This is a genomic window from Halomonas sp. PAMB 3264 (assembly GCF_031954245.1).
Lineage (GTDB): Bacteria > Pseudomonadota > Gammaproteobacteria > Pseudomonadales > Halomonadaceae > Vreelandella.
Genome location: NZ_CP134866.1, coordinates 2628160 through 2655060, shown reverse-complemented (window position 1 = coordinate 2655060; position 26901 = coordinate 2628160). Strand labels below are relative to the sequence as shown.

Below are 26901 nucleotides of genomic sequence, written 5' to 3'. Positions count from 1 at the left end.
CGGGCTTTTGCGATGGTGACAAACGCCAAACCGCTAGCGACGTATCAGCAGGATGAGAGCGTTGATGACCTCGGCGCCGCGCTCGCTAAGCGAATAGCGGTCCGGGGCACGCAGCCAGTCATGAAAGAGCCCGCCAAGCGTTGCCTGCAAGAGCTGGGTGGATACCTGCGGGGTCAGACCTTCACGAAGCTGATGCTGTTCGTGGGCCATTTCAAACAGGCAGAGCATTTCGTCAAAACACTCTTCGTTGATCTCGTTTTGCATTTCGAGCGGATTGATATCGCTAAAGAACTCGCAGCGGTGCAGTAAAATCGAGAGCGTGCGCTGGTAGTGAGGCTGCTCCAGACGGTGCATGCCCGCCAGGCACGCGCGGTGCACCGCGTCCAGCGGCAGAATGTCCGGGTCGACGTTTTGAACCTCCTCGACCAGCGACTGAAAGGGCATGCGCACACGCTCGATCAGCGCCATGAACAAATCGCCCTTGTTCTTGAAATGCCAGTAAACCGCTCCGCGAGTGACGCCGGCGTGGCGGGCCACCTGCTCGAGCGAGGTACGCGCGACGCCTTTTTCGAAAAACACCTCTTCGGCCGCGTTCAGCAGCGCTTCGCGCGTGGCTGCCGCTTCTGCCTTGGTTTTTCTAGCCATAAAAGCAACCCTGGTAACGACGTCGAAGGAGCGATATTTTATCTTAAACACCGCCGTTTTACATTCAAAACTGTATGGTTAACTGACCGACGTCATTTGCGCGCTCAATCAACGCCTCACGCGGCCGATAAGCGATAGATCATCCAGCGCCGGCGCTCGCTCTTGCGCGCCCACGCCCTCATCAGGAGTGCTCATGGCACAAGCCCCGTTTCAGATTGCAGGCCACACCCTTCAACCCGGCCAACGTCTACAAATCGACGTGCCGGTGGCGCGCCTTTACACCCATACGCCGCTGCATATCTCCATCGAGGTCGTCCACGGGCGCCGCGAGGGGCCGGTCATGCTGGTGTGCGGCGGCATTCACGGCGACGAGATCAACGGCGTCGAGATCGTGCGCCGGCTTTTGCGCTCGCGCTCGATCAATAGCCTGAGCGGTACGCTGATCGCCGTACCCGTCGTCAACGTTTTCGGCTTTTTGCAGCAGACCCGCTACTTGCCGGACCGGCGCGATTTGAACCGCTGCTTTCCCGGGAGCGACAAGGGCTCACTGGGGGGGCGCATCGCCGCGCTCTTGCGCGAAGAGATCGTCGACCACGCCACGCACATCATCGACCTGCACACCGGTGCCATTCACCGCACCAACCTGCCGCAGATTCGCGCTCAGCTCGAACCCGACAGCGAAACCGCGCGCATGGCGGATGCGTTTGGGGCGCCGGTAGTGCTCAACGCCGAGCTTCGCGAGGGCAGCCTGCGCCACTACGCCCAGTCCCGCGGCATTCCCGTGCTCACCTACGAGGCCGGCGAGGCGCTGCGCTTTGACGAGTGGGCGATCGCCCCGGGCGTGCGCGGCATTCTGCGCGTGATGCGCAGGCTCAAGATGCTTTCCGGCGAGCAGCGCCGCCGCCTGCCCGCCCCGGCGGAACTGGCCAATGGTTCGAGCTGGGCGCGTGCGCCGATCGACGGCATTCTACGCCCGAAGGTGCGTTTGGGCGCGCGGGTCGCCAAGGGCGAAGTGTTGGGCCGGGTGGCGGACCCCTTCGGCAACGATGAGGGCGATGTGGTTTCAATGGCCGATGGCATCGTGATCGGCATGAGTCGTTTGCCGCTGGCCAACGAAGGCGAGGCGCTCTATCACATTGCCCGCTTCGACGAGATCGAGGAGGCGGAAACCGCTATCGAGAGCTTCCAGTCGAGTCTCGAGCCGGTGACCGATCCCATGTATTAAATTCTGTAGTGAAGTGCTGTAGTGAGGGGCTGTATCGAAATGCGTGCGCTGCCGGCCTTCGATAAAAAAGCGCGCCGGTTGCGCCACGAATCCGGCGGCGGGGTGTCATAGTTTGAAACCCCCAATCAAAGCGAAGCTGATCGTCTTTGACTATGGACACTATAGGCAGGGGTTGGCGCCGCCACGTGGCATGATGGTGACATCCTGGCTATAACTGTGGATCAAAGCACCAGTTGGAACGCATTAGTGGCCAAGAAGGCCCGTACAAAGGTGGCCCTTGAGGCCCCGGATCGTGACATGGAGGAAGGGTATGACAAACGGTAAATCCAACACCACCACCACGGACGCCGGCATTCCGGTAGCCAGCGACGAGCACTCGCTTTCCGTCGGCCCGGACGGCCCGATCGTACTGCACGACCACTACCTGATGGAGCAGATGGCGGCGTTCAACCGGGAAATGATTCCGGACCGCCAGCCCCACGCCAAGGGCGGCGGCGCGTTTGGCCATTTCGAGGTCACTCACGACGTCAGCCAGTATACCCGCGCAAAGTTTCTGCAGCCGGGCAAGAAAACCGAAATGCTGGCGCGCTTCTCGACGGTGGCCGGTGAGTCGGGCAGCCCGGACACCTGGCGCGACCCGCGCGGCTTTTCGCTGAAGTTTTACACCGAAGACGGCAACTTCGACATGGTGGGCAACAACACCCCCGTGTTCTTCGTGCGCGACCCGCTCAAGTTCCAGCACTTCATCCACTCGCAAAAGCGCCGTGCCGATAACGGCCTGCGCGATCACGACATGCAGTGGGATTTCTGGACGCTCTCGCCGGAGTCCGCCCACCAAGTGACCTGGTTGATGGGGGATCGCGGCGTACCCGCCAGCTGGCGCCACATGAACGGCTACTCCAGCCACACCTACATGTGGGTCAACGATAAAAGCGAGCGTTTCTGGGTCAAGTACCACTTCAAGACCGACCAGGGCATCAAGTGCATGACCCAAGAACAGGCCGATCAAATGGCGGGTACCGATGCGGATTACCACCGTCGCGACTTGTTCGACGCCATCAAGCGCGGCGACAACCCCACGTGGACACTGCATGTGCAGATCATGCCCTTCGAGGACGCCAAAACCTATCGCATCAATCCGTTCGATCTGACCAAGGTGTGGCCGCACGACGACTATCCGCTGCAGGAAGTGGGCAAGATGACGCTCGACCGCAACCCGACGGACTTCCACTCCGAGATCGAGCAGGCGGCGTTCCAGCCCAGCAACTCAGTACCGGGCACCGGTTTCTCGCCGGACAAGATGCTGCTGGCGCGCGTCATTTCCTACGCCGACGCACACCGCGCTCGCCTGGGCGTCAACTACCAGCAGATCCCGGTCAACGCGCCGAAAAGCCAGGTCAACAGCTACGCCAAGGGCGGGCGGATGCGTATTTCCAATACGTCCGATCCGGTCTACGCACCCAATAGCAAGGGCGGCGCCCACGCCGATCCGAGCGCATATCCGGAAGACGCGGTATGGGAAGCGGATGGTGAATTCGTTCGTGCCGCCTACACGCTGCGCCCGGACGACGGCGACTTCAATCAGGCCAACGACCTGGTCAATAAGGTAATGGACGACGCCGCGCGTGATCGCCTGGTAAACAACATCGTCGGGCACGTTTCCGGCGGCGTGGAAGAGCCGGTGCTGTCGCGGGTATTCGAGTACTGGAAGAACGTCGATCAGACCATCGGCGAGCGCGTCGAAAAGGGCGTAATGGAAAACCGCCAGAAGGCCGGCAAGTAAACCGAGCCTTTCAAGCGCCGGGTAAGCCCCACCCGCCACGGTACGCCGTGGCGGGTTTTTTTATGCCGCGGTGTCGGGCTCGCGGATCAGGCCAAGCGCATCGTCATAAAGACGCAGGCCCGCACCTTCCTTGTGAGCGTGCTCGGAAAGATGACGCCGAAAGCGACGCCCGCCCGGGCAGCCCTGGAAAAGCCCCAGCAGGTGGCGGGTGATGTGGTTGAGCTTCGCGCCTTCGTCGAGCCGCGTTTGGATGTACGGGCGAAACGCCTGCGCCGCGTCCAGCCGGTTCATGGCCGGACCCGGTTCTCCGAAAATGGCCTGATCGACCCCGGCCAGCAGCCACGGGTTCTGGTACGCCTCACGGCCCACCATCACGCTGTCCACGTGCTCGAGCTGCGCCTGGCACTCCTCGAGCGTCTTGATGCCCCCGTTGATACCGATGTGAAGCGCGGGGTTGGCGGCTTTCAAGCGGTGTACGCGCGGGTAGTTCAGCGGCGGCACGTCGCGGTTCTGCTTGGGTGACAGTCCCTGCAGCCACGCTTTGCGCGCGTGCACGGTAAACGTGGTGCAGCCGGCTTCGGCCACCATATCGATAAAGCGCGCCAGGTCCGCATCCTCATCCTGGTCGTCGATGCCGATACGGCACTTCACCGTTACCGGAATCGTCACCGCCGCCTGCATCGCCTTCACCGCCGCCGCCACCTTCTCCGGGTAGCCCATCAGGCACGCGCCGATCAGGTTGTTCTGCACCCGGTCGCTGGGGCAGCCCACGTTCAGGTTCACCTCGTCATAACCCCAGGCCTCGGCAATCGCCGCGCACTCGGCAAGCTCTCCCGCATCGCTGCCGCCCAATTGCAGCGCGATCGGGTGCTCCACCTCGGTATAGCCCAGAAACCGTTCCCGGGGCGAGCCGTGCAGAATCGCCCCGGTGGTCACCATCTCGGTGTAGAGCAGGGTGCGCCTGGTCAACGTGCGGGCGAACGCGCGGTAGTCGCGGGTCGTCCAGTCCATCATCGGCGCCACCGAGAAGCGGCGGCCCCGGTCAGCGCTGTTTTCGTTCGTCAAGTCGGTCATGGAAATCGGTTCTTTAGCTGTATAAATATATAGCTATAATGTGAGGGTGGCTGCAACGACCGCGGCGTAAAACCGGTAGCGACGAGCCCTGGCTCGCCAGAAGGCCGGTTTGTGGCGGGTCGTTTCATGCACAATCAATGGGATTGGCGGTATTGTACGGAAGAAAGGGCAGTACTCACAGCGCGAGAAGCCCGAAAGGTGACAAGAAAGCTCGGGGTAGGCTCCGCGCAACGGCGTTGGTTTGAGCGAGCAAATCGAAACCAAAAATAGGCGCTATTGAGATAGTGATGATGACCCTGGTAGGTTAAGCTCGCTTAACAGAAGCGAAGGTTGCAGAGCGTTCAGGTTGGCTTTTGAGGTCGATATGATAAGTAGGGCAGGGCATGGTTCAACTTGAACGGATGCAGAGGTTTTTAATGGGCGACCTTATGGTTGGTGAACAGATCATCAAGCGGGTGCAGCGGTTGGCCGAAGGCGCGCTGTACCTAATCAGTGATAACGAGCTGTACCAGCCGAAGATGATTAAGCCGCAGGATATGGGGGGGCTGGAGATTCTAGGGCGGTGTGAGATTCGGATTGGGCGGGTGGTTTAACCTCTTTAGCTACACCTGCCATCATTAATCATTTTTCTGTGCACCCTTTTTACTTATATGCTTTTTTGTTTATTTTGAGGTTAAGCATGATTCAGGATAGCGAAATAAAGATGATAGATGTAGATCAGCTACATCTTGATTTTAAAAATCCAAGATTACCATCAAATGTTCAAAAAACAGAAAAAACTATACTCAGTTACATAGCTTCTACCACTAGCCTGGAAGACTTAATGGAAGCTATTGCTCAAAATGGTTTTTTCCCAGGAGAGCCATTAGTTGCTGTCAAAGAAGATGGTAGATATATAGTTGTTGAAGGAAATAGAAGACTTTCAGCGGTAAGGTTGTTAAATAACCCTAATGAAATCGATAGACCGAGCAGGCTTATACAGGAAATCGCAGATACCTGTGAAAAAATTGAAAAATTGCCTGTTGTCGTAAGGGATAGCAGAGAGAAAGTACTTCCATATTTAGGTTATAGGCATATAACGGGTGTCAAGCAGTGGGAGCCTCTTTCCAAGGCTCGATACATGAGAGAGCTTTTTTTACTGACTGATGGTGAACCAGCTGAGCGTTATAAGAAGGTGGCTCAGATGATAGGTTCTCGCAGTAATCATATCAAGCGTAGTTTAGATGCTTTAGCAGTATATGAAGAGATTGAAAATGAGGACTTTTATGGAATAAAAGGTCTTAATGAAGAAAGCATAAAGTTTGCTGTTTTATCAACAGCCCTAGCTGATGAAAGAATAGCAGTTTTTGTTGGCTCTGCTACAAAGAACGGTAGAGAAACTAATCATACTCACCCGATAGTCAATCCTGATTCGCTATCAGGAAAGAGTATTGAAGACTTAACAAACTGGCTTTATCGGAAAGGTGAGAATGGGGAAACTAGAGTCGGAGAGTCTCGTAATTTAAAGCGGTTAGGAGCGGTTTTAGATTCAGAGAAGGCTAAAGGTGCTTTTATGGGTGGAAGCACTTTAGACTATGCCTTTAGGTTGTCGAAAGGCTCTGAAGAAGAGTTCATGGAATATCTTTACAACGCACAAGCGTCACTTGCTCAAGCTTCTGGCTTGGTTGCTAATATTGATTATTCAGAAGAGGCTTTGGATGTTGCAAGAGAGATACGAAGCAATATTAAGCTTATAGGTAAAGCATTGTCAGATAAGAAGGTTGACGACGATGAATTTTGAGATAGGGGTTTTACAGCCAAATTCTCCTCATTTGTTTGCAGATTTGATTGAGTTTTTAGCTATCTTTGATCCTTATGGGAAAAATGAAATACATAAAAATGATATTGTAAATATTGTTAATGGTTTGCCCGTTTCGGATGAAGATGTTGATGATGAAGAAGATCTTGATGACTCAGGTCTTTCTGATGCTTCTAAGCATGATATAAAAGAAGCGCGTTTAGAAGATGCTTGGTCTCAGTTAGAGTATCGAGCATATTGTTTTGCTGAAAATTATCCCTTTAATGTAGAGGGTGATTTATTAAAGCTCAATACTGATTGGAGTGACCCAAGGCATAAAGTATATAGGTTTTTGTTGGCTTCTTCTCGTTTGCGCTCTTTTACCGCTTCAAATAGATATTGCTGGTCTCAAGCTTTTGCTAGAGTATCATCTATCGCTCTAGGCTCACTATTGCCACCTTATGCTGATGTAAAAATCTTTGACGCTAATTCTGTTGACAGGCGTGAATATTACGGTACGGATTGTAGAGAAGCTTTGATTGTGCTTGGAAGGCAGCTGAGCGCTTTCAAAGTCCATGAAGAAGAAATTAGGGAGCGGAGCTCATCTGGTGATGGTGGAATAGATTTAGTAGGTGTTATTTCATTTGGTGATACGGCTTATGGCGCACATGTTGTATTTGGGCAGTGTGGAGCACAAGAAGAAGAGTGGCCGGAAAAGAGGTTAGAAGCTCATCCTATAGGTTTGTCAAACTATTTCCAGTTTTCTCATGATGTGATTACTACAATGTTTACTCCTGTTTTGTATAGATCTTCAACTGGGAAGTGGGTTAGTGGAAGTAAAGTGACTGGCGTAGTTGTAATTGATCGCTTACGAATTATAAGTTTAATTGAGAAGAGCGAAGGTTTTGAAAGTATCGCTCTTCAAGACTATTTTAGGCAATTTGAAAGTGAGTTTGAGTCTTATAGTCTTGTTTCTTAAGAGTTAATTCCATATGTTTGGTAACGCACGTGCCACTGCCTCAAAAAGGGGCGGTGGTACTGCATTACCTACCACTTTGTACCGCATGTTTAAGCTTCCATATTTATGTTCTGGAAACGCTAGATATCCAAACCCTTGAAGCTTTGCAGCCTCTCGATAGCTAAAGCGACGTGCAGGTCCATCATGTTGGAACCGCCATACATCCTGATCGAGCTTTTCCAGCGGTGGGCTCATTGGATGCAGTGGCATGTGCCGAGGATTGGCCACAATCGTTTTAGATTGATCTCCCCATTCATTACGCCGATTCCTTGATAGGTAATACCAGTGAAAGCCAAGATCATAGAACTCGCCTTCGGGCCACTCCGGCATACCGTCAATAGCATCCCGGATCGTGGTCTTGGGTTGGCCGCCTAGCACGCCGTGGGTTGGTTGAGGGAAGTCATACTCAATCCCAAAATCTTCTCGAATGCCTACGATAAAGATACGTTTCCGCTCCTGTGCCACGCCAAAGTCAGAGGCATTCAGCACTTGGAAAGACACGTTGTAGCCAGCATCAGTGAATACTTTGACCTGATCCTGTAGAAGGTGAGCGTAATTTTTACGCACCATGCCAGAGACATTCTCCACGATGAAGGCTTTAGGCTTGATTTGATTCAAGGCCCGCGCAAACTCGAGGTAGAGGGTATTAATTTTGCGGCCAGCGTCACGCACACCACCTTGGCTGAACCCTTGGCATGGGTAGCAGCCTACGAGCAGCTCGGCCTCTGGGAAGTGCTGTATCTTGCTAACGTCACCGAGTCGGTAGTCTGTCTCAGGATGGTTGTGCTCATAAACGGCTTGCGCGTACGCAAGTACGTCGTTAGCCATCAGAACCTCGAAGCCGGCATTGAAAATACCAGCGTCGGAGCCCCCGCAACCTGAAAAAAGTGACACTGCTGTCGGCATGCCGTCGTCCTAAACCGTAGCTCCCTCACGGGATGGTGGTGTTCGTGAAAGGAGGGGATTCTAACGCTCTGCGGCCTCGCAGGCACACCCCCCGCTGCGTTATTTCGTTAATTAACGCAATTCTAGTCTTTTGGATGTGCTGTGGCCATCGCTATTTTTGCCGCTTGATCATCCGTATAAGCCCGCATCAACTCCCCCCCCACTGAGTCGTATACCGCGGGCTGCGATGAGCACACCGCAGGTGCCACGGCGCATTCTTCTCCGGTAGCCCTAAGCGCACCGTCCCCTTGCCCATCTTCTCGTTCAGCGCATCCATCGTGGCCATGAGCTGTTGGCTGCGCTGGCGTTCCTCTTCCGTTTGCGGGATTTCCATCAGGCTGAGCTGTTGGCGGTGCTGGTAGGTGTGGTTCTTTAAAAACTATTCAAGCCCTTATCGGATCTTCTATCCTCGCTCATCCTCCATGCCATCAAGAGACCCCTATGCCACGTCTTCATTCATTGGCTCTCCTAGCCCTTTTTCTCCCCTGCACCCTATGGGCCCAGGACGATGTTCGACCCGGCTTATGGCGTGTCGACATGACGACGTTCGATCCACGCGTTGAAGATGACGCGTTGGCTTCTAGCGAAACTAAAACCCTATGCCTGACGCCGGCGCAGGCGCAGAGTCCGAAAGGCGTGGTTCAGGCGCTATGGGGAGAGCTCACCTGCGACGATGTCGAGATCGACTACCGTGAGGGTGGGGCGCAGGTGTCGGTGGTCTGTAGTGAAGGTGAAAGCGTACTGCGGTTCGTCGACACGTTAACCTTCGATAGCCCCACCGCGTTTAGTAGCAGCTTGAAAAGCCATTCCCACGGCTACACTGCGCAAACGCTGAGCGAATACCGCTGGCTTGCAAGCGACTGCTAATGACGCGCTGCCACCTTTAATGGTATAGCGTAGAGGTCGGGTTCGTGGGGAGAGACGGTATGTTGAAAGCACGCGGTGGTATCGCGGCGGTGGCGGTGAGCCTTCTTTGGCTTTCCGGCTGTAACGAACAGATGGAGGATGAGCCGCGGGTGGTCGAGGAAGTGCCGAGCGATGCAGTGGTCGAGCAAACCACGAGCGAACCCGAGCGCGCGCTGATCGAGGTCGAATTTTCACTGCACGCCGGTTTGAGAACCGATCGGCGTTTAACCGTCGAGGGGACATCGAATCTTCCGGACGGGACGCGGGTTCAGGTGGTCGTGGAGCGTGAAATCAGTCGCGTGCGCTGGCAGTCGCGCACGACCATCAGCGAGGGGCGGTTCACGGCTGGGCCGTTTGGCTCGGGGAGCGGGCTGCCAGACGGCGGGTACCTCGTGCAGGTGCAGTCGAGCGAGGGCAGCGTTCAGCCGCAAACCGTGCAGGACGTGATCGGTCGGGAAGGCGAGAACCTGTCAGGCGAGCTCGTTACCCAAACTCGCCATGGACTGGGGCAGGTAGCCACCTACTCACGGCGCTTTTTGGTGGGGAGCGAGCCAAGACGTACGCGTGACCAGGTGGACGTGATTGAAGAGTGAACAGGGTGCTTTAGGCAGGACACCAGTGAGCGAGTACGACGGCGTGAATCTCTTCACTGCTGGGCGTTTTGGCAAAATGCGCCAGCTGAAAGTGATCGTCACGCTTGACCAGATAGTGACCGGCCTTGTGGAACACGTGCGTGGGGCCAAGTAACAGAAGATCACCCGGGGAGGCGGGGGCGAAATCCGTTTTGGCCGCGGGCGTGGTCATCACACAAGGCGCTTTCCAGTCGATTTTAAGCGGCAGATGAGCGGGCGGCGTCATCATCGTTGCCTGCACCTGCTCCCAGGGAAGGGGGCCCTGGTGCGTCAGTGTCAGAAGCGGCGGTGCGCTGTCACCTTCCAACAGCGTGGCCAGTGAGCACTCCAGTGCGTCGGCCAGCGCCACCAGGCGTTCATGACCGATCTGCTTGATCGCCCCCGACTCCCAGTACGATATGGTGACATCCGACACGCCAACTTTTCGGGCAAGAGCAGCTTTATTCAGCTTTACCCGTTGCCTGAGCTGTTTGATACGTGATCCAAGCGATTCCATTTTATTTTCCCATCGATGAGCCAAACAAACGCGTTTGATTTACTTCCGTTGATGCCAATGATCAGTATGTTCCTGCTGATGCAACGAGCCGTTGCGTCAGCACGGTCATGCATCATAGGCAGTGTGTCCAAAATAGCAAAGACCCTGCGGAAGCAGCTGCTATATCCTTAGCAACTTTCGTTAGGACGCCAAACCGGCCAGGATGTTCCCTCGACAGGCTGTCTGATGATCATTGGGCGCGTATAATGGCGCCCACGCTCGATGTTAAAAGGATATCTGAATGACCGTACGCACGCGTATAGCGCCTTCTCCCACGGGAGACCCCCACGTCGGCACGGCGTATATTGCGCTGTTCAATCTATGCTTTGCGCGAAAGCAGGGCGGCGAATTCATTTTGCGTATCGAGGACACCGACCAGGTGCGCTCGACGGCGGAATCCGAGCAGATGATTCTGGACTCGCTGCGCTGGCTGGGCATCGAGTGGGACGAAGGCCCGGACGTGGGCGGCCCGTACGGCCCGTACCGGCAAAGCGAGCGCGGCGACATTTACGCCGAGCACGCTCAGAAGCTGCTCGACGCCGGCCACGCCTTCAAATGCTATCGCACCAGCGAAGAGCTCGATGAGCTTCGCGAGGCGCGCAAGGAAGCCGGCCTGCAGCTGGCGCTCAAACCGGCGGATCTGGCGCTGGATGACGCCGAGCAGGCGCGCCGCGAAGCCGAGAACTGGCCGTACGTGGTACGCATGAACGTTCCCGTCGAAGGCGTGTGCGTAGTCGAGGATATGCTGCGTGGTCGCATCGAAGTGGACTGGGCTCAGGTGGACGCCCAGATTCTGGTCAAGTCCGACGGCATGCCGACCTACCACATGGCCAACGTGGTGGATGATCACCTGATGGGGATCACCCACGTGCTGCGCGGCGAGGAGTGGATCAACTCCGCGCCCAAGCACAAGCTTCTGTACGAGTACTTTGGCTGGGAGATGCCGGTACTTTGCCACATGCCGCTGTTGCGCAACCCGGACAAGTCGAAGCTCTCCAAGCGCAAGAATCCGACCTCGATCAACTACTACCGCCGCATGGGCTTTCTGCCCCAGGCCGTCACCAATTACCTGGGCCGCATGGGCTGGTCGATGCCCGACGAGCGCGAGAAGTTCAGCCTTCAGGAGATGATGGACGCTTTCGATATCCAGCGCGTATCGCTGGGCGGGCCGGTGTTCGATCTCGAAAAGCTCACCTGGCTCAACGGCGTCTATATCCGTGAAGACATGGACGATGACGCGCTGCTCAAGGCGCTCAGAGAATGGGCGTTCAACGAAGAGTACGTGCGCCAGATTCTGCCCCAGGTACGCACCCGGGTGGAAACGCTCTCTCAGGTTGCGCCGCTGGCCGGCCACTTCTTCTCCGGGCTGCCCGCCATCACGGAAGCCGACTTCGAAAGCGTGAAGCTCGAACGCGAGGAGCTGGTCAAGCTTCTGCAGTTTCTGGTGTGGCGCTTCGAAACGGTGCCGGCCTGGAACAAGGAGGCGCTTCTGGCCGAGGTTCAGACGCTGGCCGGCGCCTTCGATCTCAAGATGAAGGCGTTTTTGGCGCCGGTGTTCATTGCCATCACCGGCTCGAGCGCGAGCACCTCGGTCATGGATGCCATGGCGATTCTGGGCTCTGACGTGACCCGCGCGCGGCTTCGTCACGCCATCGACGTGCTTGGTGGGGTCTCCAAAAAGCAGGCGAAACGCTTCGAAAAAGAGTTTCGCGCGCTCTAGGCCGCCATTCGTTAGCCACGGCCCGCCAACCGGGCGGGCCGTGCTTTAAGCCGAGCGTGAATTCGCCGCTTTTCTGGTTGACGAAGGCGAGGCTAATCAGTACTATACGCATCGTCTTCACGACACGTGGGGCCTTAGCTCAGCTGGGAGAGCGCGACACTGGCAGTGTCGAGGTCAGCGGTTCGATCCCGCTAGGCTCCACCACCGCAAGTTTGTGATTACACGTCCCATTCGTCTAGTGGTCCAGGACACCGCCCTTTCACGGCGGTAACAGGGGTTCGAACCCCCTATGGGACGCCACAATCCTTCCTTCAGAAACACTCTTTTTAACTTCCCTTTATATCGCACCCTTAACATGGGTTAGCGAGAATTTCTGTCGTTTGAACCTCGCGATTCAAGCCATTTTTTGCCTTTTTGGGCTTGACTTGTCCACTTGATCTGTTCCGTAGGGCGGGTTGTGCACAAGAGCTGTCCAACTGCCCAAAAAATCAGCGATTTAAGATTAGTTTAATAAAATCAGCAACTTACATTAGATCAAAAAGTAACCAATTTAAAGAAAAGCCACTGTTCATGGCGATTTCGGGACGTTTTATGATGGTTGTAAACAGGGTTATCCACAGATAGTGTGGAAAACGCGATTTCCTTGCCGTGTTGGAAAATTGTCAAGGCAAAAATGGTCGAAATCGCCGACTTTTTAGCGTTCGAAGAGGCGGCGCTGTGCATGGTTTTTACATGCGGTGGGTACTTGCCGTGCAAGGGGTGTAAGTGGCTCTGAAAAGCTTCTTGTGGCGAAAGCGTGCTTGCTCACGGGGTAGCTATTGATTGGCTATATATAAGCAGGAGAGGGCGCTGCGGCGCTCATGGCGTGCCGGGCAAGGCGGGTGGCGCAATGTGTTTATTCGCCCTGACGCAAAGAGGCCGCCCTAAGGCGGCCTCTTGATGGTGCATGATTTGCTCATGCACTGTATTTGCTCATGCACTGTATTTGCTCATGCACTATGGCGCGTTACTTCTTGCTGGGGTAGTCGCGCTTGTCGTGGCCGGTGTAGAGCTGGCGCGGGCGACCGATCTTGTAGCTCTCGCTGAGCATTTCGTTCCAGTGCGAGATCCAGCCGATGGTACGTGATACGGCAAAGATCACGGTGAACATGTTGGTCGGAATGCCCATGGCCTTCAGGATGATGCCGGAATAGAAGTCGACGTTCGGGTAGAGCTTGCGCTCGATGAAGTATTCGTCTTCCAGCGCGATCTGCTCGAGGCGCTTGGCGATCTTGAGCTGCGGGTCGTCGGCCATACCGAGCTCGGCCAGCACTTCGTCGCAGCTCTCTTTCATCACCTTGGCGCGCGGGTCGAAGTTGCGGTAGACGCGGTGGCCAAAACCCATCAGCTTGAACGGGTCTTCCTTGTCTTTCGCCTTGTCGACGAAGCGCTGGATGTTCTCTTCCGAGTCATCACCGATCTCGTCGAGCATCGCCAGTACCGCCTCGTTGGCGCCGCCGTGGGCCGGACCCCAAAGCGCTGCGATGCCGGCACTGATGCAGGCGAACGGGTTGGCACCGGTCGAGCCTGCCAGGCGCACCGTGGAGGTGGAGGCGTTCTGCTCGTGGTCGGCGTGGAGCATGAAGATGCGATCCATCGCCTTGGCGTAGACCGGGTTAATCTTGTACTCCTCGCACGGGTTGCTGAACATCATGTAGAGAAAGTTCTCTGCATAGCTCAGGTCGTTGCGCGGGTAGTTGAACGGCTGGCCAACATTGTACTTGTGCGACATCGCGGCAAGCGTGGGCATCTTCGCGATCAGGCGAATGGCGCTGATTTCACGATCTTCCTGCTGGGTGATGTCCATATGGTCATGGTAGAACGCGGCCAGACCGCCCACGACGCCACACAGAATCGACATTGGGTGCGCGTCGCGGCGGAAACCCTTGAAGAAGTTGTTGATCTGATCGTGAACCATAGTGTGGTTACGAATGCGGGTTTCGAAATCCGCGTACTGCTCTTCAGTCGGCAGTTCGCCGAACAGCAGGGTGTAGCAAACCTCTACGAAATTGGACTCTTTGGCTAGCTGGTCGATCGGGTAGCCGCGATGCAGCAGCATGCCCTTGCCGCCATCGATATAAGTGATCGCGGATTGGCAGGAAGAGGTGGACATGAAGCCAGGGTCGTAGGTAAACAGGCCTTCGCCACCCAGACCGCGGACGTCGATGACGTCGGGGCCCAGCGTGCCGGAATAAATGGGTAGCTCGATCGGGTCAAGACCGTCTACCGTCAAGGTCGCTTTCCTGTCAGCCATGAAGGCCTCCTTTCGAATTCGGTTTGGGACGTAAAGTCGTTGTTTCGCTTACCGCGCCGGCGAAAAGGCTCGCCTACTATAGAAGCGTGCGACTTTTTGTCAATTAGCCTTAATAGTCGCCGTAATTGTACAAAAGCTATTATCTCGTCGTGCTTTTGTCTAATTTCTGGGGGCGGGTGAAGAAATTATTCTTCAGACGTACTAGAATAAAGCGGTTAACAGGCTTATGAAGCTAGCGGTCTATCGAATACTATAGTCATGCTGCAACGCAAAATCGACTCTACCTGGCAGCAATTTTTTGCAGTTACAGTCGAGTTAGACCTGTGTTCGGTTTGTAAGCCGGGGCGAAGGTTCTTATAATCCACCGCGCGCGACCGACCTCTAATTAGTCGGATGCGACTTGGCAACGGCCGAGCCCCTTCCAGCAACCACTGCCCGCTCGGGGTTAGCCCGAACCTTCGCAGAGTGGGCCAAAAGAGTGTGTATAACGCCGTGAATAGCAAACGACCCGTAAACCTGGACCTTTCGACAATCCACTTTCCTCTGCCAGCGCTGACGTCGATCACACACCGTATTACGGGTGTCATCCTGTTCGTCGGCCTGATCTTTGCCTTCTGGGCACTGGGGGAATCCCTCTCTTCACCGGCCGGTTTCGATGCCGTGCGTGACGCGCTGGCCACCAACATTCTCGCCAAGTTCGTTGCCTGGGGCCTGCTGTCTGCGCTGGCCTTTCACTTCGTGGCGGGTATCAAGCACCTGCTGATGGATGCCGATATCGGTGTCACCCTGGAAGGTAGCGTTCAAAAAGCGCAGATCACCGTCGTCGTTAGCGCAGTCCTCATCATCTTGGCAGGAGTTTGGGTATGGTAACCAACATTACGAGTTTCGGTCGTAGCGGCCTCTCCGACTGGCTCATGCAGCGCGTATCCGCCGTGATTCTTGCGCTCTATACGCTGTTCATCGTGGGCTACCTGCTGTTCAACCCCGACCTTGACTATTACACCTGGAGCGGGCTTTTCAACCAGATCTGGATGCGGATCTTCTCGCTTTTGGCCTTCATCTCTATCGCCGCGCACGCCTGGATTGGCCTTTGGACAGTCACCACCGACTACCTCAAGTCCACTCGTCTGCGTGTCGGTGCCCAGGCGCTCATCATTCTGGCCATCTTCGTTTACCTGGTCTGGGGCATTCAAATTCTGTGGGGAGCTTAATCCATGTCTAACCTTCGTAGCCTGACGTTTGACGCCATCATCATCGGTGGCGGTGGCTCTGGCCTGCGCGCTGCTCTGGAACTTGCCAAGTCCGGCAAGAAGACAGCGGTTCTCTCTAAAGTGTTCCCGACCCGTTCGCACACCGTATCGGCTCAGGGTGGCATCACCTGCGCGATCGCCTCGTCCGACCCGGACGATGACTGGCGCTGGCACATGTACGACACCGTCAAGGGCGGTGACTACATCGCCGACCAGGACGCTGCCGAGTACATGTGTTCCGAAGGCCCGAAAGCGGTGTTCGAACTCGAGCACATGGGGCTTCCGTTCTCGCGTTTCGATAACGGCCGTATCTACCAGCGCCCCTTCGGCGGCCAGTCGAAGAACTTCGGTGAAGGCGGTCAGGCCGCGCGTACCTGCGCCGCCGCCGACCGTACCGGCCATGCGCTGTTGCACACGCTTTACCAGAACAACCTCAAGAACAACACCACGTTCTTGAACGAGTGGTACGCGGTGGATCTGGTCAAGAATGCCAGCGGTGACGTCGTGGGCTGTATCGCCATGTGCATCGAGACCGGTGAAGTGGTTCACGTCAAATCCAAGGCCACGGTGCTCGCCACCGGCGGTGCGGGTCGTATCTACGCCTCGACCACCAACGCCTTGATCAATACCGGTGACGGTATCGGCATGGCGCTGCGCGCCGGCTTCCCCATGCAGGACATGGAGATGTGGCAGTTCCACCCGACCGGTATCTACGGTGCCGGCACGCTGGTCACCGAAGGGTGCCGCGGCGAGGGTGGCTACCTGATCAACAAGGATGGCGAGCGCTTCATGGAGCGCTACGCGCCCAACGCCAAGGACCTGGCCGGCCGCGACGTCGTTGCTCGCTCCATGGTCATGGAGATCCTCGAAGGCCGCGGCTGTGGCGACAAGGGCGACCACGTCTTCCTGAAGCTCGATCACCTGGGTGAAGAGGTACTGGGCAAGCGTCTACCGGGGATCGTCGAGCTCTCCAAGACCTTCGCCCACGTCGACCCGGCCAAGGATCCGATCCCGGTCGTACCGACCTGCCACTACATGATGGGTGGTATCCCGACCAACGTTCACGGTCAGGCCATCATGCAAAACGAGTCCGGCGAAGATCAGATCATCAACGGTCTGTTTGCCTGCGGCGAAGCGGCCTGCGTATCGGTGCACGGCGCCAACCGCCTGGGCGGCAACTCGCTTCTGGATCTCGTGGTCTTCGGCCGCGCAGCGGGCATGTTCATCGAAGGCGCGCTCAACGAAGGTATCGAGTACCTGGACGCGTCCGAGTCCGACATCGAAACTGCGATGAAGCGCATCACCCGCTGGAACGAGTCCGAAGGTGGCGAAAGCATTCCCGAGCTCAAGGCCGAGCTTCAGGACATCATGCAGAACTCTTTCGGTGTGTTCCGTAAAGAGGACAACATGCAGGAAGGCGTACAGAAGCTGTCCGAGCTGCGTAAGCGTATTGCCAACGCGCACCTGCCGGACAAGTCCAACGCTTTCAACACGGCGCGTGTTGAAGCGCTCGAGCTCGATAACCTGATGGAAGTGGCTGAAGCAACGGCGATTGCTGCCCTCGAGCGTAAAGAGAGCCGTGGTGCGCACTCGCGCTACGATTATCCTGACCGTGATGATGTCAACTGGCTGAAACACTCGCTCTACTTCCCGCTCACTAAAGAGCTGAAGCAGCGCGACGTCAACTTCAAGCCGAAAACCGTTGATACGTTCGAGCCGAAGGTTCGTACCTACTAATCTTCGTACTGAGTCAGTCTGTGTACTGAGAGGGAGTCACAATGTCCAATCTTCAGGTATCGATATACCGTTACAACCCGGAAACCGACTCCGCACCCTATATGCAGGAGTTTCAGGTCGACACCAAGGGTCGCGACGTGATGGTGCTGGACGTTCTGCACATGATGAAAGAGCAGGACAGCGGCCTAGCGTTTCGCCGCAGCTGCCGCGAAGGCGTGTGCGGTTCCGACGGCATGAACATGAACGGCAAAAATGGACTGGCGTGCATCACGCCGTTGTCCGATGTGGTCAAAAACGGCAAGCTGACGCTGCGTCCACTGCCCGGGCTTCCGGTCATCCGCGACATGGTCGTGGATATGGGTATCTTCTATAAGCAGTACGAGCGCATCCAGCCGTACCTGCAAAACGATACCCCGGCGCCGGCCATCGAGCGTTTGCAGTCGCCGGAAGACCGCGACAAGCTCGACGGCCTGTACGAGTGCATTCTGTGTGCGTGCTGCTCGACCTCGTGCCCGTCGTTCTGGTGGAATCCGGACAAGTTCGTCGGCCCGGCGGGGCTCTTGCAGTCCTACCGCTTCCTGGCGGACACGCGCGATAACGCCACCCGCGAGCGCCTGACCGACCTGGAAGATCCGTTCTCCGTGTTCCGCTGCCGCGGCATCATGAACTGCGTGGCGGTATGCCCCAAAGGGCTCAACCCGACCCGCGCGATCGGTAAGATTCGCGAAATGCTGCTGGCGGATGCCACGTAACTCGTTAATCTTTTGAAAAAAGACAAGTGAAGTGCAGGTTGTCGTACAAAGTTACTTAAATCCCGGCGCTTCGCTTGTTATCATAGAGTACGACATGTGGTGCGACGCTGCGTCGCAGTATCAAACAGCCACGTTTAAAAGCCGGTGCCCTTGTACCGGCTTTTGAGCATGAACTGCTAGCGAATTGCTGGATATTGAACCACGTGAAGGTTTCCGGCCTTTGGTCGGTGCCGCCGGTCTTTGAATCGCCCCGCCGGCAGGGCACAAGCGATGTCGCCGCATGGTGCAGCGATACCGATACCACCCCATCAGTGTAGGGTGACCGAGAGATGCAACAAGGCATAATGGAGTTGATGTGGCGTTCCTCTCACGTGAGTGGCGGCAATGTTCACTACGTGGAAGCGCTTTACGAGCAGTACCTCGACGATCCCGATTCTGTCCCCGACGAGTGGCGCCGCTATTTCAAAGAGCTGCGCGAGTCCGACGACAGTGCCTCCCAGGATGTTCCGCTTAGCCCCATTCGTGATCAGTTCTATCAGCTTGGCCGCGAAAGCCGGCCCGGTCAGGGCGTAGCCCAGGTCGACAGCGGTGAGAACAAAAAGCAGGTCAAGGTCCTGCAGTTGATCAACGCGTATCGCTTCCGCGGTCATCAAAAGGCGAATATCGACCCGCTTGGCCTGCGAAATCCTACCCCCATTCCGGATCTTGATCTGTCCTTTCATCAGCTTTCCAAAGCGGATCTCGATACCGAATTTCAGACCGGCTCCTTCTTTCTGGGCATCGACAAGGCCCCGCTGCGTGACATCGTCGACGCGCTCGAGCAGACCTACTGTCGCTCGATCGGCTGCGAGATCATGCACATCGTCGATACCGAAGAGAAGCGCTGGCTGCAGCGCCGTTTCGAATCGGTCAGAAGTGCGCCCACGTTTAGCGAAGACGTGCGCAAGCACGTGCTCGAGCGCCTGACCGCCGCGGAAGGCCTCGAAAACTACCTCGCTTCCAAGTACCCGGGCACCAAGCGCTTCGGTCTGGAAGGCGGTGAGACGTTCGTGCCGATGATGGACGAGCTGATTCAGCGCGCCGGCGGCTACGGCACCAAGGAAGTCGTGATCGGCATGGCCCACCGCGGCCGCTTGAACCTGCTGGTCAACATTCTGGGCAAGAACCCGGCGGATCTGATCGACGAGTTCGACGGCAAGAAAGTGATCGAGCGCGGCTCCGGCGACGTCAAGTACCACCAGGGCTTCAGCTCGAACGTCATGTCACCCGGCGGCGAAGTGCATCTGGCGATGTCCTTCAACCCGTCGCACCTCGAGATCGTCGCCCCTGTGGTCGAAGGCTCAGTGCGCGCTCGTCAGGACCGCCGTCAGGACACCGACGGCAGCAAGGTGCTGCCGATCAACGTACACGGCGACGCGGCCTTTGCCGGCCAGGGCGTGGTCATGGAGACATTCCAGATGTCCCAGACCCGTGCCTACAAGACCGGCGGTACGGTGCATATCGTCATCAACAACCAGGTCGGTTTCACCACCTCGAACCCGCTGGACGCCCGCTCGACGGAGTACTGCACCGACATCGCCAAGATGGTTCAGGCGCCGATCTTCCACGTCAACGGCGACGACCCGGACGCGGTGATCCACGCAGCCCAGGTGGCGCTCGATTACCGGCAGCAGTTCAAGAAGGACGTGGTGATCGATCTGGTCTGCTACCGCCGTCGGGGTCACAACGAAGCGGACGAGCCCTCCGGCACCCAGCCGATGATGTACGCCAAGATCAAGGATCACGCCTCTTCGCGTACGCTCTACGCCAAGCGGTTGGTCGAGCAAGGCGTGCTCTCGGAAGAGGACGCCAAGGCGATGATCGAAACCTACCGCGACGATCTGGTCGCCGGTAATCACGTCGCTAACGCCCTGGTTCAGGAGCCCAACAAGTCGCTGTTCGTCGACTGGGCGCCGTACCTTGGCCACGAGTGGTCCGGTGATGCCGATACCACCGTCGACATGAAGCGCCTGCAGCAGCTCGCCGCGAAGATGTGCGAAATCCCGGACGGGGTCGACGTGCAGCGCCAGGTCGCCAAGATCTATGAAGACCGGCGCAAGATGCAGGCCGGCGGCATGGGCGTGAACTGGGGCTTCGCCGAGACGCTGGCCTACGCTACGCTTCTGGATCAGCACCACCCGATCCGCATCACCGGTCAGGACGTGGGCCGCGGTACCTTCTCGCACCGCCACGCCGTGATCCACAACCAGAAGGACGGCACCACCTACGTCCCGCTGCAGAACATCGCCGATGGTCAGCCGCGCTTCACCATTCACGACTCCATCCTCTCGGAAGAGGCGGTGCTGGCGTTCGAATACGGCTACTCGACCACCGCGCCCAACGATCTGGTGATCTGGGAAGCGCAGTTCGGTGACTTCTTCAACGGTGCCCAGGTGGTGGTGGATCAGTTCATCTCCTCCGGCGAGACCAAGTGGGGACGGCTTTGCGGCTTGACCATGCTGCTGCCTCACGGCTACGAAGGTCAGGGCCCCGAGCACTCCTCGGCGCGCCTGGAGCGTTTCCTGCAAATGTGCGCCGAGCACAACATGCAGGTGTGCGTGCCGACCACGCCGGCGCAGATTTTCCATCTGCTGCGCCGTCAGGTCATCCGCCCGCTGCGTAAACCGCTGATCGTGATGACGCCGAAGTCGCTTTTGCGCCACAAGGATGCGACCTCGAGTCTCGAGGATCTGGCTCAGGGCAAATTCCACATGGTGCTGCCCGACCAGGCCGAGCGCCCGGCGGAAGAAGTGACGCGGGTCATCATGTGTGCCGGCAAGGTCTACTACGATCTCGCCAACTGGCGCGCCGAGTACGAGCGTAACGACACGGCGATCATTCGCCTCGAGCAGCTTTATCCCTTCCCGAAGGAAGAGCTTCTCGAAGTGCTGGAGACGTACCCGAACCTCGAGGATATCGTCTGGTGTCAGGAAGAGCCGATGAACCAGGGCGCCTGGTACCCGAGCCAGCATCACATGCGCACCGTCGCCGACATGCTCAAAAACGGCCTCGGCCGCGAATTGAAATTTGCTGGACGTCCGGCCTCTGCGGCACCCGCGGCAGGTTACATGTCCGTTCACACTGAACAGCAGCGCCAGCTGGTGGAAGACGCTTTTAACCTATAAGCGGCCACCGGGTTTAGAGAACCTATTAAGGGAAATGACATGGCAACTGATATCAAAGCGCCAACCTTTCCGGAATCCGTTGCCGAGGGCACGGTCGCCGCTTGGCACAAGAAGCCGGGTGACAGCGTCGAGCGCGACGAGCTGATCGTCGAGATCGAAACCGACAAGGTCGTACTCGAAGTCGTGGCCCCGGAAGCAGGCACGTTGACCGACGTGATGGCCGAAGAGGGTGATACCGTCGAGTCCGAGCAGGTGCTGGGCAAGATCGGCGAAGCAAGCGGCGGCGGTGAAGAGAAAGCCGAAAAAGCCGAAAAAGACGACGGCGAGAAGCAGGAAAAAGACGGCGGCGACGAGAAGCAGGCCCCCAAGCAGGAAAAATCTGGCGGCGGCAAGCAGCATGACGTCAAGGCACCGAGCTTCCCGGAGTCGGTTCAGGAAGGCACCGTCGCTACCTGGCACAAGAAAGTCGGCGAAGCCGTGAAGCGCGATGAAGTGCTGGCGGACATCGAAACCGACAAGGTCGTGCTCGAAGTCGTCGCACCGGCGGACGGCGCGCTTGCCGAGATCAAGGCCGAAGAGGGCAGCCAGGTCGAGTCCGAAGCGGTACTGGCCATCTTCTCTGAAGGCGGCGGTAGCGAAGGCGGCGACAGCAAGTCAGACGACAGCGCCGGCAAGGCTTCTGAAAGCGAAAGCGACGAAGGCGCCGATGAGAAAGTCGGCGACAAGATCGTCGCCCCGGCGGCGCGCAAGATGATCGCCGAAAACGATCTCGACGTGGCGAAAATCGAAGGTACCGGCAAGGGTGGCCGCATCCTGAAGGAAGACGTGCAAAAAGCCGTGAAAGACGGCAGCGCCAAGAAGCCTTCGAAATCCTCCGCCCCGGCGAAGAAAGCCGCCGCACCGGCCGCTGCGGAAGGCGAACGCGCCGAGAAGCGCGTGCCGATGACGCGTCTGCGCAAGACCATCGCCAAGCGGCTGGTCGAAGCCCAGCAGACCGCTGCCATGCTCACCACCTACAACGAGGTGGACATGGGCGCGGTGATGAACCTGCGCGCGCAGTACAAGGACACCTTCCAGAAGGCGCACGACGTCAAGCTCGGCTTCATGGGCTTCTTCGTCAAGGCGGCGTCTGAAGCGCTCAAGCGCTTCCCGGACGTCAACGCCTCCATCGACGGTGACGAGATCGTCTACCATGGCTACCAGGACATCGGTGTGGCCGTGTCCACTGACCGCGGTCTGGTCGTGCCGGTACTGCGCGACACCGACGCCATGAAGATCGCCGATGTCGAAAAAGGCATCGTCGACTTCGGCAAGCGTGCCCGTGACGGCAAGCTCGGCATCGACGAAATGCAGGGCGGTACCTTCACCATCACCAACGGCGGTATCTTCGGCTCGCTGCTCTCGACGCCGATCATCAACCCGCCGCAAACGGCCATCCTGGGCATGCACAAGATCCAGGAACGCCCGATGGCGGTCAACGGCAAGGTCGAAGTGCGCCCGATGATGTACCTGGCGCTCTCTTACGATCACCGCATGATCGACGGTAAGGACGCAGTCCAGTTCCTCGTCACCATCAAGGAACTGCTCGAAGACCCGGCGCGTCTGCTGCTCGACGTGTAACGTCTTTCGCCGCCGGGTCAAGGCCCGGCGGCGTATCTCGACATTCCGTTCAGGTGTTTCAAGTTATCGCACAAGGCCCCGACGTCGTGTTTCGATTGGCACAATCGAGCCGCACGCATTCAGGGTCACCAAGCGAAAGGAGCCAACATGGCTGACAAGTTTGATGTAATCGTTATCGGTGCCGGCCCCGGTGGCTACGTGGCCGCCATTCGCGCCGCGCAGCTGGGTCAGAAAGTTGCCTGTGTCGAGAAGTGGCAGGGCAAGGAAGGCAACGTGGTTCACGGCGGTACCTGCCTGAACGTGGGCTGCATTCCGTCCAAGGCGCTGCTGGAAGCCTCGCACAAGTACGTCGAAGCCAAGCACGACTTCGACGACCTGGGCATTCAGGCCGGCGACGTTTCCATGGACGTCACCAAAATGATGGCCCGCAAGGACAAGATCGTTAAGAACTTAACCGGCGGCATCTCTGGGCTGTTCAAGGCCAACGGCGTCACCGCGATCGACGGTACCGGTAAAGTCGTTGCCAACAACCAGGTCGAAGTCACCGACCTGGACGGCAACGCCACCACATACGAAGCCGACAACATCGTCATCGCCGCCGGCTCCGTGCCGGTCGAAATCCCGCCGACGCCGCTGACCGACGATCTGATCGTCGACTCTACCGGCGCGCTGGAATTCAAGGACGCGCCGAAGCGTCTGGGCGTGATCGGTGCCGGCGTCATCGGCCTGGAACTCGGTAGCGTCTGGAACCGTCTGGGTTCTGACGTCACCGTGCTCGAGGCGATGGACACTTTCCTGCCGATGGTCGACACGACCGTTGCCAAGGAAACCCAGAAACTGCTGAAAAAGCAGGGCCTGGACATCAAACTCGGCGCCCGCGTCACCGGTTCCGAGGTGAAGGACAACGAAGTCGTCGTCAAGTACACCGACGGTGACGGCGAGCAGGAAATCACCTTCGACAAGCTGATCGTCTGCGTTGGCCGTCGCCCCTACACCAAGGGCGTGATCAGTGATGATGTCAGCATCGAGCTCGACGAGCGCGGCTTCATCTTCGTCGACGACCAGTGCCGCACCAACGTGCCGGGCGTTTACGCCATCGGCGACTGCGTTCGCGGTCAGATGCTGGCGCACAAGGCCTCAGAAGAGGGCATCATGGTGGCGGACATCATCGCCGGCCATAAAGCCGAGATGAACTACGACGCCATTCCCTGTGTCATCTACACCGCCCCGGAAGTTGCCTGGGTCGGTTTGACCGAGCAGGACGCCAAGTCCAAGGGTATCGAAGTCAAGACCGGTACCTTCCCGTTTGCTGCCAGCGGCCGCGCCATGGCGAACAACGCCACCGAAGGTAGCGCCAAGGTGATCGCCGACGCCGAAACCGATCGCATCCTGGGCGTACACATCGTTGGTCAGCACGCCGGCGAGCTGATCGCACAGGCCGTGATCGCGATGGAGTTTGGCTCCAGCGCCGAAGATCTGGCGCTGACCTGCTATGCCCACCCCACCATGTCGGAAGCGGTACACGAAGCCGCGCTGGCCGTGGACGGGCACGCCATTCACATGGCGAACCGCAAAAAGCGCAAGTAAGTTCGTGACGGCGCTGACGAACAACGCAGCGTAGTCAATAGATTGTGTAATAACCAGGCGTCACCCTGAGGTGGCGCAACGCCTCGGCCGGTTTTCGGATCGAGGCACGGGGATGGCCGGTGCCCGGCATCGGCCATCGTTCGAGTCACATGCAACCAATGGCATGAATCGATGAACCTTCACGAGTATCAGGGCAAACAGCTGTTTGCCGATTATGGCTTGCCGGTATCCAAGGGCTTTGCCGTGGACACGCCGGAAGAAGCGGTAGAAGCGTGCAAAAAAATCGGCGGTGAAATGTGGGTCGTCAAGGCTCAGGTTCACGCAGGCGGCCGCGGTAAAGCGGGCGGCGTCAAGCTGATCAAGGACCCGGCAGAAGCGAAAGCCTTCGCCGAGCAGTGGCTGGGCAAGAATCTCGTCACCTACCAGACCGACGAAAAAGGTCAGCCGGTTGCCAAGATTCTGGTCGAAAACTGCACCGACATCGCCGATGAGCTGTATCTGGGCGCGGTCGTCGATCGTACCAGCCGTCGCGTTGTCTTCATGGCGTCCACCGAAGGCGGTGTCGACATTGAAACCGTCGCCGAAGAGACACCAGAAAAGATTCTGAAAGCCGAGATCGATCCGCTGGTCGGCGCACAGCCCTACCAGGCGCGTGAGCTCGCTTTCCAACTGGGCCTGAAAGGCGACCAGATCAAGCAGTTCACCAAGATCTTCCTGGGGCTTTCTAAGCTGTTCCACGACAAGGATCTGGCGCTTCTGGAAATCAACCCGCTGGTCATTACCGATGAAGGTAACCTGCACTGCCTCGACGCCAAACTCGGCCTCGACAGCAATGCGCTGTACCGTCATCCGGACCTGCAGGAAATGCGTGACCCGAGCCAGGAAGACCAGCGTGAAGCGGATGCGGCCAAGTGGGAGCTTAACTACGTAGCGCTCGACGGCAACATCGGCTGCATGGTCAACGGCGCGGGCCTGGCGATGGGCACCATGGACATCGTCAACCTGTCTGGCGGCAAGCCGGCCAACTTCCTGGACGTAGGCGGCGGCGCGACCAAAGAGCGCGTAGCCGAGGCGTTCAAGATCATCCTGTCTGACGACAACGTCAAGGCCGTACTGGTCAACATCTTCGGTGGTATCGTGCGCTGCGACATGATCGCGGAAGGCATCATCGGTGCCGTCGAGCAGGTTGGTGTCAACGTACCGGTCGTCGTGCGTCTGGAAGGTAACAACGCCGAGCTGGGTGCCGAGAAGCTGGCCTCCAGCGGTTTGAACATCATCGCTGCCACCAGCCTGAGCGACGCCGCTCAGCAGGTCGTCAAAGCAGCGGAGGGCAAGTAATGAGTATCCTGATCGACAAGAACACCAAGGTCATCTGCCAGGGGTTCACCGGTGGCCAGGGCACGTTCCACTCCGAGCAGGCGATTGCCTATGGCACGCAGATGGTCGGCGGTGTCACGCCGGGCAAGGGCGGCCAAACGCATCTGGGCCTGCCGGTCTTCAACACCGTGAAAGAAGCGGTCAAGGAAACCGGCGCCGAAGCCAGCGTGATCTACGTACCCGCGGCGTTCTGCAAGGACTCCATCCTTGAAGCTGCCAATGCCGGTATCAAGCTGATCGTGTGCATCACCGAAGGTATCGCCACGCTTGACATGCTCGAAGCGAAAGTAAAATGCGACGAGCTCGGCGTTCGCCTGATCGGCCCGAACTGCCCCGGCGTCATCACCCCCGGTGAGACCAAGATCGGCATCATGCCCGGTCATATCCACCAGCCGGGCCGTGTGGGCATCGTCTCTCGCTCGGGCACGCTGACCTATGAAGCGGTCAAGCAGACCACTGATCACGGCTTCGGCCAGTCCACCTGTGTGGGCATCGGCGGCGACCCGATTCCGGGCTCCAACTTCATCGACATCCTCGAGATGTTCGAGAAGGACCCGAAAACCGAAGCGATCGTCATGATCGGCGAGATCGGCGGCACCGCGGAAGAAGAAGCGGCGGCCTACATCAAGGACAACGTCTCCAAGCCGGTCGTTGCCTACATCGCGGGCGTGACTGCGCCTCCCGGTAAGCGCATGGGCCACGCCGGTGCGATCATCTCCGGCGGTAAAGGCACGGCGGACGATAAGTTCGGCGCGCTCGAAGCGGCGGGTGTCAAAACCGTTCGCTCGCTGGCCGATATCGGCGATGCGCTGAAGGAAGCGACCGGCTGGTAAGTGTTGCCGCTCGGTTCACGCGTACGTC

At 57.7% G+C, this 26901-nt stretch carries 23 protein-coding genes and 2 tRNA genes; 19 read left to right on the top strand and 6 right to left on the bottom strand.

All coding sequences use genetic code 11. The features are described from left to right. Positions 1-33: 33 nt before the first annotated feature. Complete coding sequence (locus tag RN347_RS12025; RefSeq protein WP_311958363.1) at positions 34-645, bottom strand: TetR family transcriptional regulator; 612 nt, start codon at positions 643-645, stop codon at positions 34-36. A gap of 193 nt (positions 646-838) precedes the next feature. Between RN347_RS12025 and RN347_RS12020 the strand changes: the two genes are divergently transcribed. Both RN347_RS12020 and RN347_RS12015 read left to right on the top strand, forming a co-directional pair. Next, positions 839-1870, top strand: coding sequence for a succinylglutamate desuccinylase/aspartoacylase family protein (locus tag RN347_RS12020; protein ID WP_252106655.1), 1032 nt, complete (start codon positions 839-841; stop codon positions 1868-1870). Positions 1871-2180: 310 nt separating this feature from the next. Further along, on the top strand, positions 2181-3653 hold the full coding sequence (locus RN347_RS12015; protein WP_311958362.1) for a catalase: 1473 nt from the start codon (positions 2181-2183) through the stop codon (positions 3651-3653). Between the two features lie 60 nt (positions 3654-3713). Here the strand turns inward: RN347_RS12015 and dusA are convergent, their stop codons facing one another. After that, on the bottom strand, positions 3714-4727 hold the full coding sequence (dusA, locus tag RN347_RS12010) for a tRNA dihydrouridine(20/20a) synthase DusA (RefSeq protein WP_311958361.1): 1014 nt from the start codon (positions 4725-4727) through the stop codon (positions 3714-3716). A 383-nt stretch (positions 4728-5110) separates the two neighbouring features. On the opposite strand from dusA, the gene RN347_RS12005 reads away from it, so the two are divergent. The 3 genes from RN347_RS12005 (at position 5111) to RN347_RS11995 (ending at position 7483) form a co-directional block, all read left to right on the top strand. Continuing rightward, positions 5111-5320, top strand: coding sequence for a S24 family peptidase (locus RN347_RS12005; RefSeq protein WP_311958360.1), 210 nt, complete (start codon positions 5111-5113; stop codon positions 5318-5320). An 86-nt stretch (positions 5321-5406) separates the two neighbouring features. After that, a complete protein-coding gene (locus tag RN347_RS12000; protein WP_311958359.1) occupies positions 5407-6507 on the top strand; it encodes a ParB/RepB/Spo0J family partition protein in 1101 nt (366 codons plus the stop codon). Then, complete coding sequence (locus tag RN347_RS11995; RefSeq protein ID WP_311958358.1) at positions 6497-7483, top strand: hypothetical protein; 987 nt, start codon at positions 6497-6499, stop codon at positions 7481-7483. Before RN347_RS12000 ends, RN347_RS11995 begins: the two co-directional genes overlap by 11 nt. Positions 7484-7486: 3 nt before the next feature. On the opposite strand, the gene RN347_RS11990 is transcribed toward RN347_RS11995, so the two are convergent. Beyond that, positions 7487-8428, bottom strand: a complete 942-nt coding sequence (locus tag RN347_RS11990; RefSeq protein WP_311958357.1) for a DNA (cytosine-5-)-methyltransferase — start codon at positions 8426-8428, stop codon at positions 7487-7489. Positions 8429-8615: 187 nt separating this feature from the next. After that, a complete protein-coding gene (locus tag RN347_RS11985) occupies positions 8616-8723 on the bottom strand; it encodes a DUF4113 domain-containing protein (RefSeq protein ID WP_311960852.1) in 108 nt (35 codons plus the stop codon). A gap of 281 nt (positions 8724-9004) precedes the next feature. Between RN347_RS11985 and RN347_RS11980 the strand changes: the two genes are divergently transcribed. Beyond that, positions 9005-9334 carry a DUF3617 family protein gene (locus RN347_RS11980; protein ID WP_311958356.1) on the top strand — a complete coding sequence of 110 codons (330 nt, stop codon included), beginning with the start codon at positions 9005-9007 and terminating at the stop codon, positions 9332-9334. A 59-nt stretch (positions 9335-9393) separates the two neighbouring features. Continuing rightward, on the top strand, positions 9394-9966 hold the full coding sequence (locus RN347_RS11975) for a hypothetical protein (protein WP_311958355.1): 573 nt from the start codon (positions 9394-9396) through the stop codon (positions 9964-9966). A gap of 10 nt (positions 9967-9976) precedes the next feature. On the opposite strand, the gene RN347_RS11970 is transcribed toward RN347_RS11975, so the two are convergent. Beyond that, entirely contained in the window at positions 9977-10501 is a 525-nt protein-coding gene (locus RN347_RS11970) for a helix-turn-helix domain-containing protein (protein ID WP_311958354.1), read from the bottom strand. Between the two features lie 280 nt (positions 10502-10781). On the opposite strand from RN347_RS11970, the gene gltX reads away from it, so the two are divergent. The 3 genes from gltX (at position 10782) to RN347_RS11955 (ending at position 12560) form a co-directional block, all read left to right on the top strand. Continuing rightward, positions 10782-12260 carry a glutamate--tRNA ligase gene (gltX, locus tag RN347_RS11965; protein WP_311958353.1) on the top strand — a complete coding sequence of 493 codons (1479 nt, stop codon included), beginning with the start codon at positions 10782-10784 and terminating at the stop codon, positions 12258-12260. Positions 12261-12388: 128 nt separating this feature from the next. Continuing rightward, positions 12389-12464: transfer RNA gene (locus RN347_RS11960), tRNA-Ala, on the top strand. 20 nt (positions 12465-12484) lie between these two features. Beyond that, positions 12485-12560 (top strand) — tRNA-Glu (locus RN347_RS11955). A 706-nt stretch (positions 12561-13266) separates the two neighbouring features. On the opposite strand, the gene gltA is transcribed toward RN347_RS11955, so the two are convergent. Next, the gene (gene gltA / locus RN347_RS11950) at positions 13267-14553 is read right to left on the bottom strand and encodes a citrate synthase (protein ID WP_263586597.1); all 1287 of its coding nucleotides are present in this window, start codon (positions 14551-14553) and stop codon (positions 13267-13269) included. A 492-nt stretch (positions 14554-15045) separates the two neighbouring features. Here gltA and sdhC point away from each other — a divergent pair, with 492 nt between their 5' ends. The 9 genes from sdhC (at position 15046) to sucD (ending at position 26873) form a co-directional block, all read left to right on the top strand. After that, positions 15046-15423, top strand: coding sequence for a succinate dehydrogenase, cytochrome b556 subunit (gene sdhC / locus RN347_RS11945; RefSeq protein WP_252106671.1), 378 nt, complete (start codon positions 15046-15048; stop codon positions 15421-15423). Beyond that, positions 15417-15764 carry a succinate dehydrogenase, hydrophobic membrane anchor protein gene (gene sdhD, locus RN347_RS11940; RefSeq protein WP_252106672.1) on the top strand — a complete coding sequence of 116 codons (348 nt, stop codon included), beginning with the start codon at positions 15417-15419 and terminating at the stop codon, positions 15762-15764. Before sdhC ends, sdhD begins: the two co-directional genes overlap by 7 nt. 3 nt (positions 15765-15767) lie before the next feature. After that, positions 15768-17540 (top strand): succinate dehydrogenase flavoprotein subunit, encoded by a 1773-nt coding sequence (gene sdhA, locus RN347_RS11935; RefSeq protein WP_263586598.1) that lies wholly within the window; start codon positions 15768-15770, stop codon positions 17538-17540. 41 nt (positions 17541-17581) lie between these two features. After that, on the top strand, positions 17582-18292 hold the full coding sequence (locus tag RN347_RS11930; RefSeq protein WP_252106674.1) for a succinate dehydrogenase iron-sulfur subunit: 711 nt from the start codon (positions 17582-17584) through the stop codon (positions 18290-18292). Between the two features lie 329 nt (positions 18293-18621). Beyond that, positions 18622-21456, top strand: a complete 2835-nt coding sequence (locus RN347_RS11925) for a 2-oxoglutarate dehydrogenase E1 component (RefSeq protein WP_311958352.1) — start codon at positions 18622-18624, stop codon at positions 21454-21456. A gap of 39 nt (positions 21457-21495) precedes the next feature. Then, positions 21496-23076, top strand: a complete 1581-nt coding sequence (gene odhB / locus RN347_RS11920) for a 2-oxoglutarate dehydrogenase complex dihydrolipoyllysine-residue succinyltransferase (protein WP_311958351.1) — start codon at positions 21496-21498, stop codon at positions 23074-23076. 147 nt (positions 23077-23223) lie between these two features. Beyond that, complete coding sequence (gene lpdA, locus RN347_RS11915; RefSeq protein ID WP_263586601.1) at positions 23224-24663, top strand: dihydrolipoyl dehydrogenase; 1440 nt, start codon at positions 23224-23226, stop codon at positions 24661-24663. A 171-nt stretch (positions 24664-24834) separates the two neighbouring features. Further along, on the top strand, positions 24835-26001 hold the full coding sequence (gene sucC, locus RN347_RS11910; RefSeq protein WP_263586602.1) for an ADP-forming succinate--CoA ligase subunit beta: 1167 nt from the start codon (positions 24835-24837) through the stop codon (positions 25999-26001). Next, entirely contained in the window at positions 26001-26873 is an 873-nt protein-coding gene (gene sucD, locus RN347_RS11905) for a succinate--CoA ligase subunit alpha (protein WP_263586603.1), read from the top strand. The genes sucC and sucD overlap by 1 nt, the downstream gene beginning before the upstream one ends. Positions 26874-26901 lie beyond the last annotated feature (28 nt).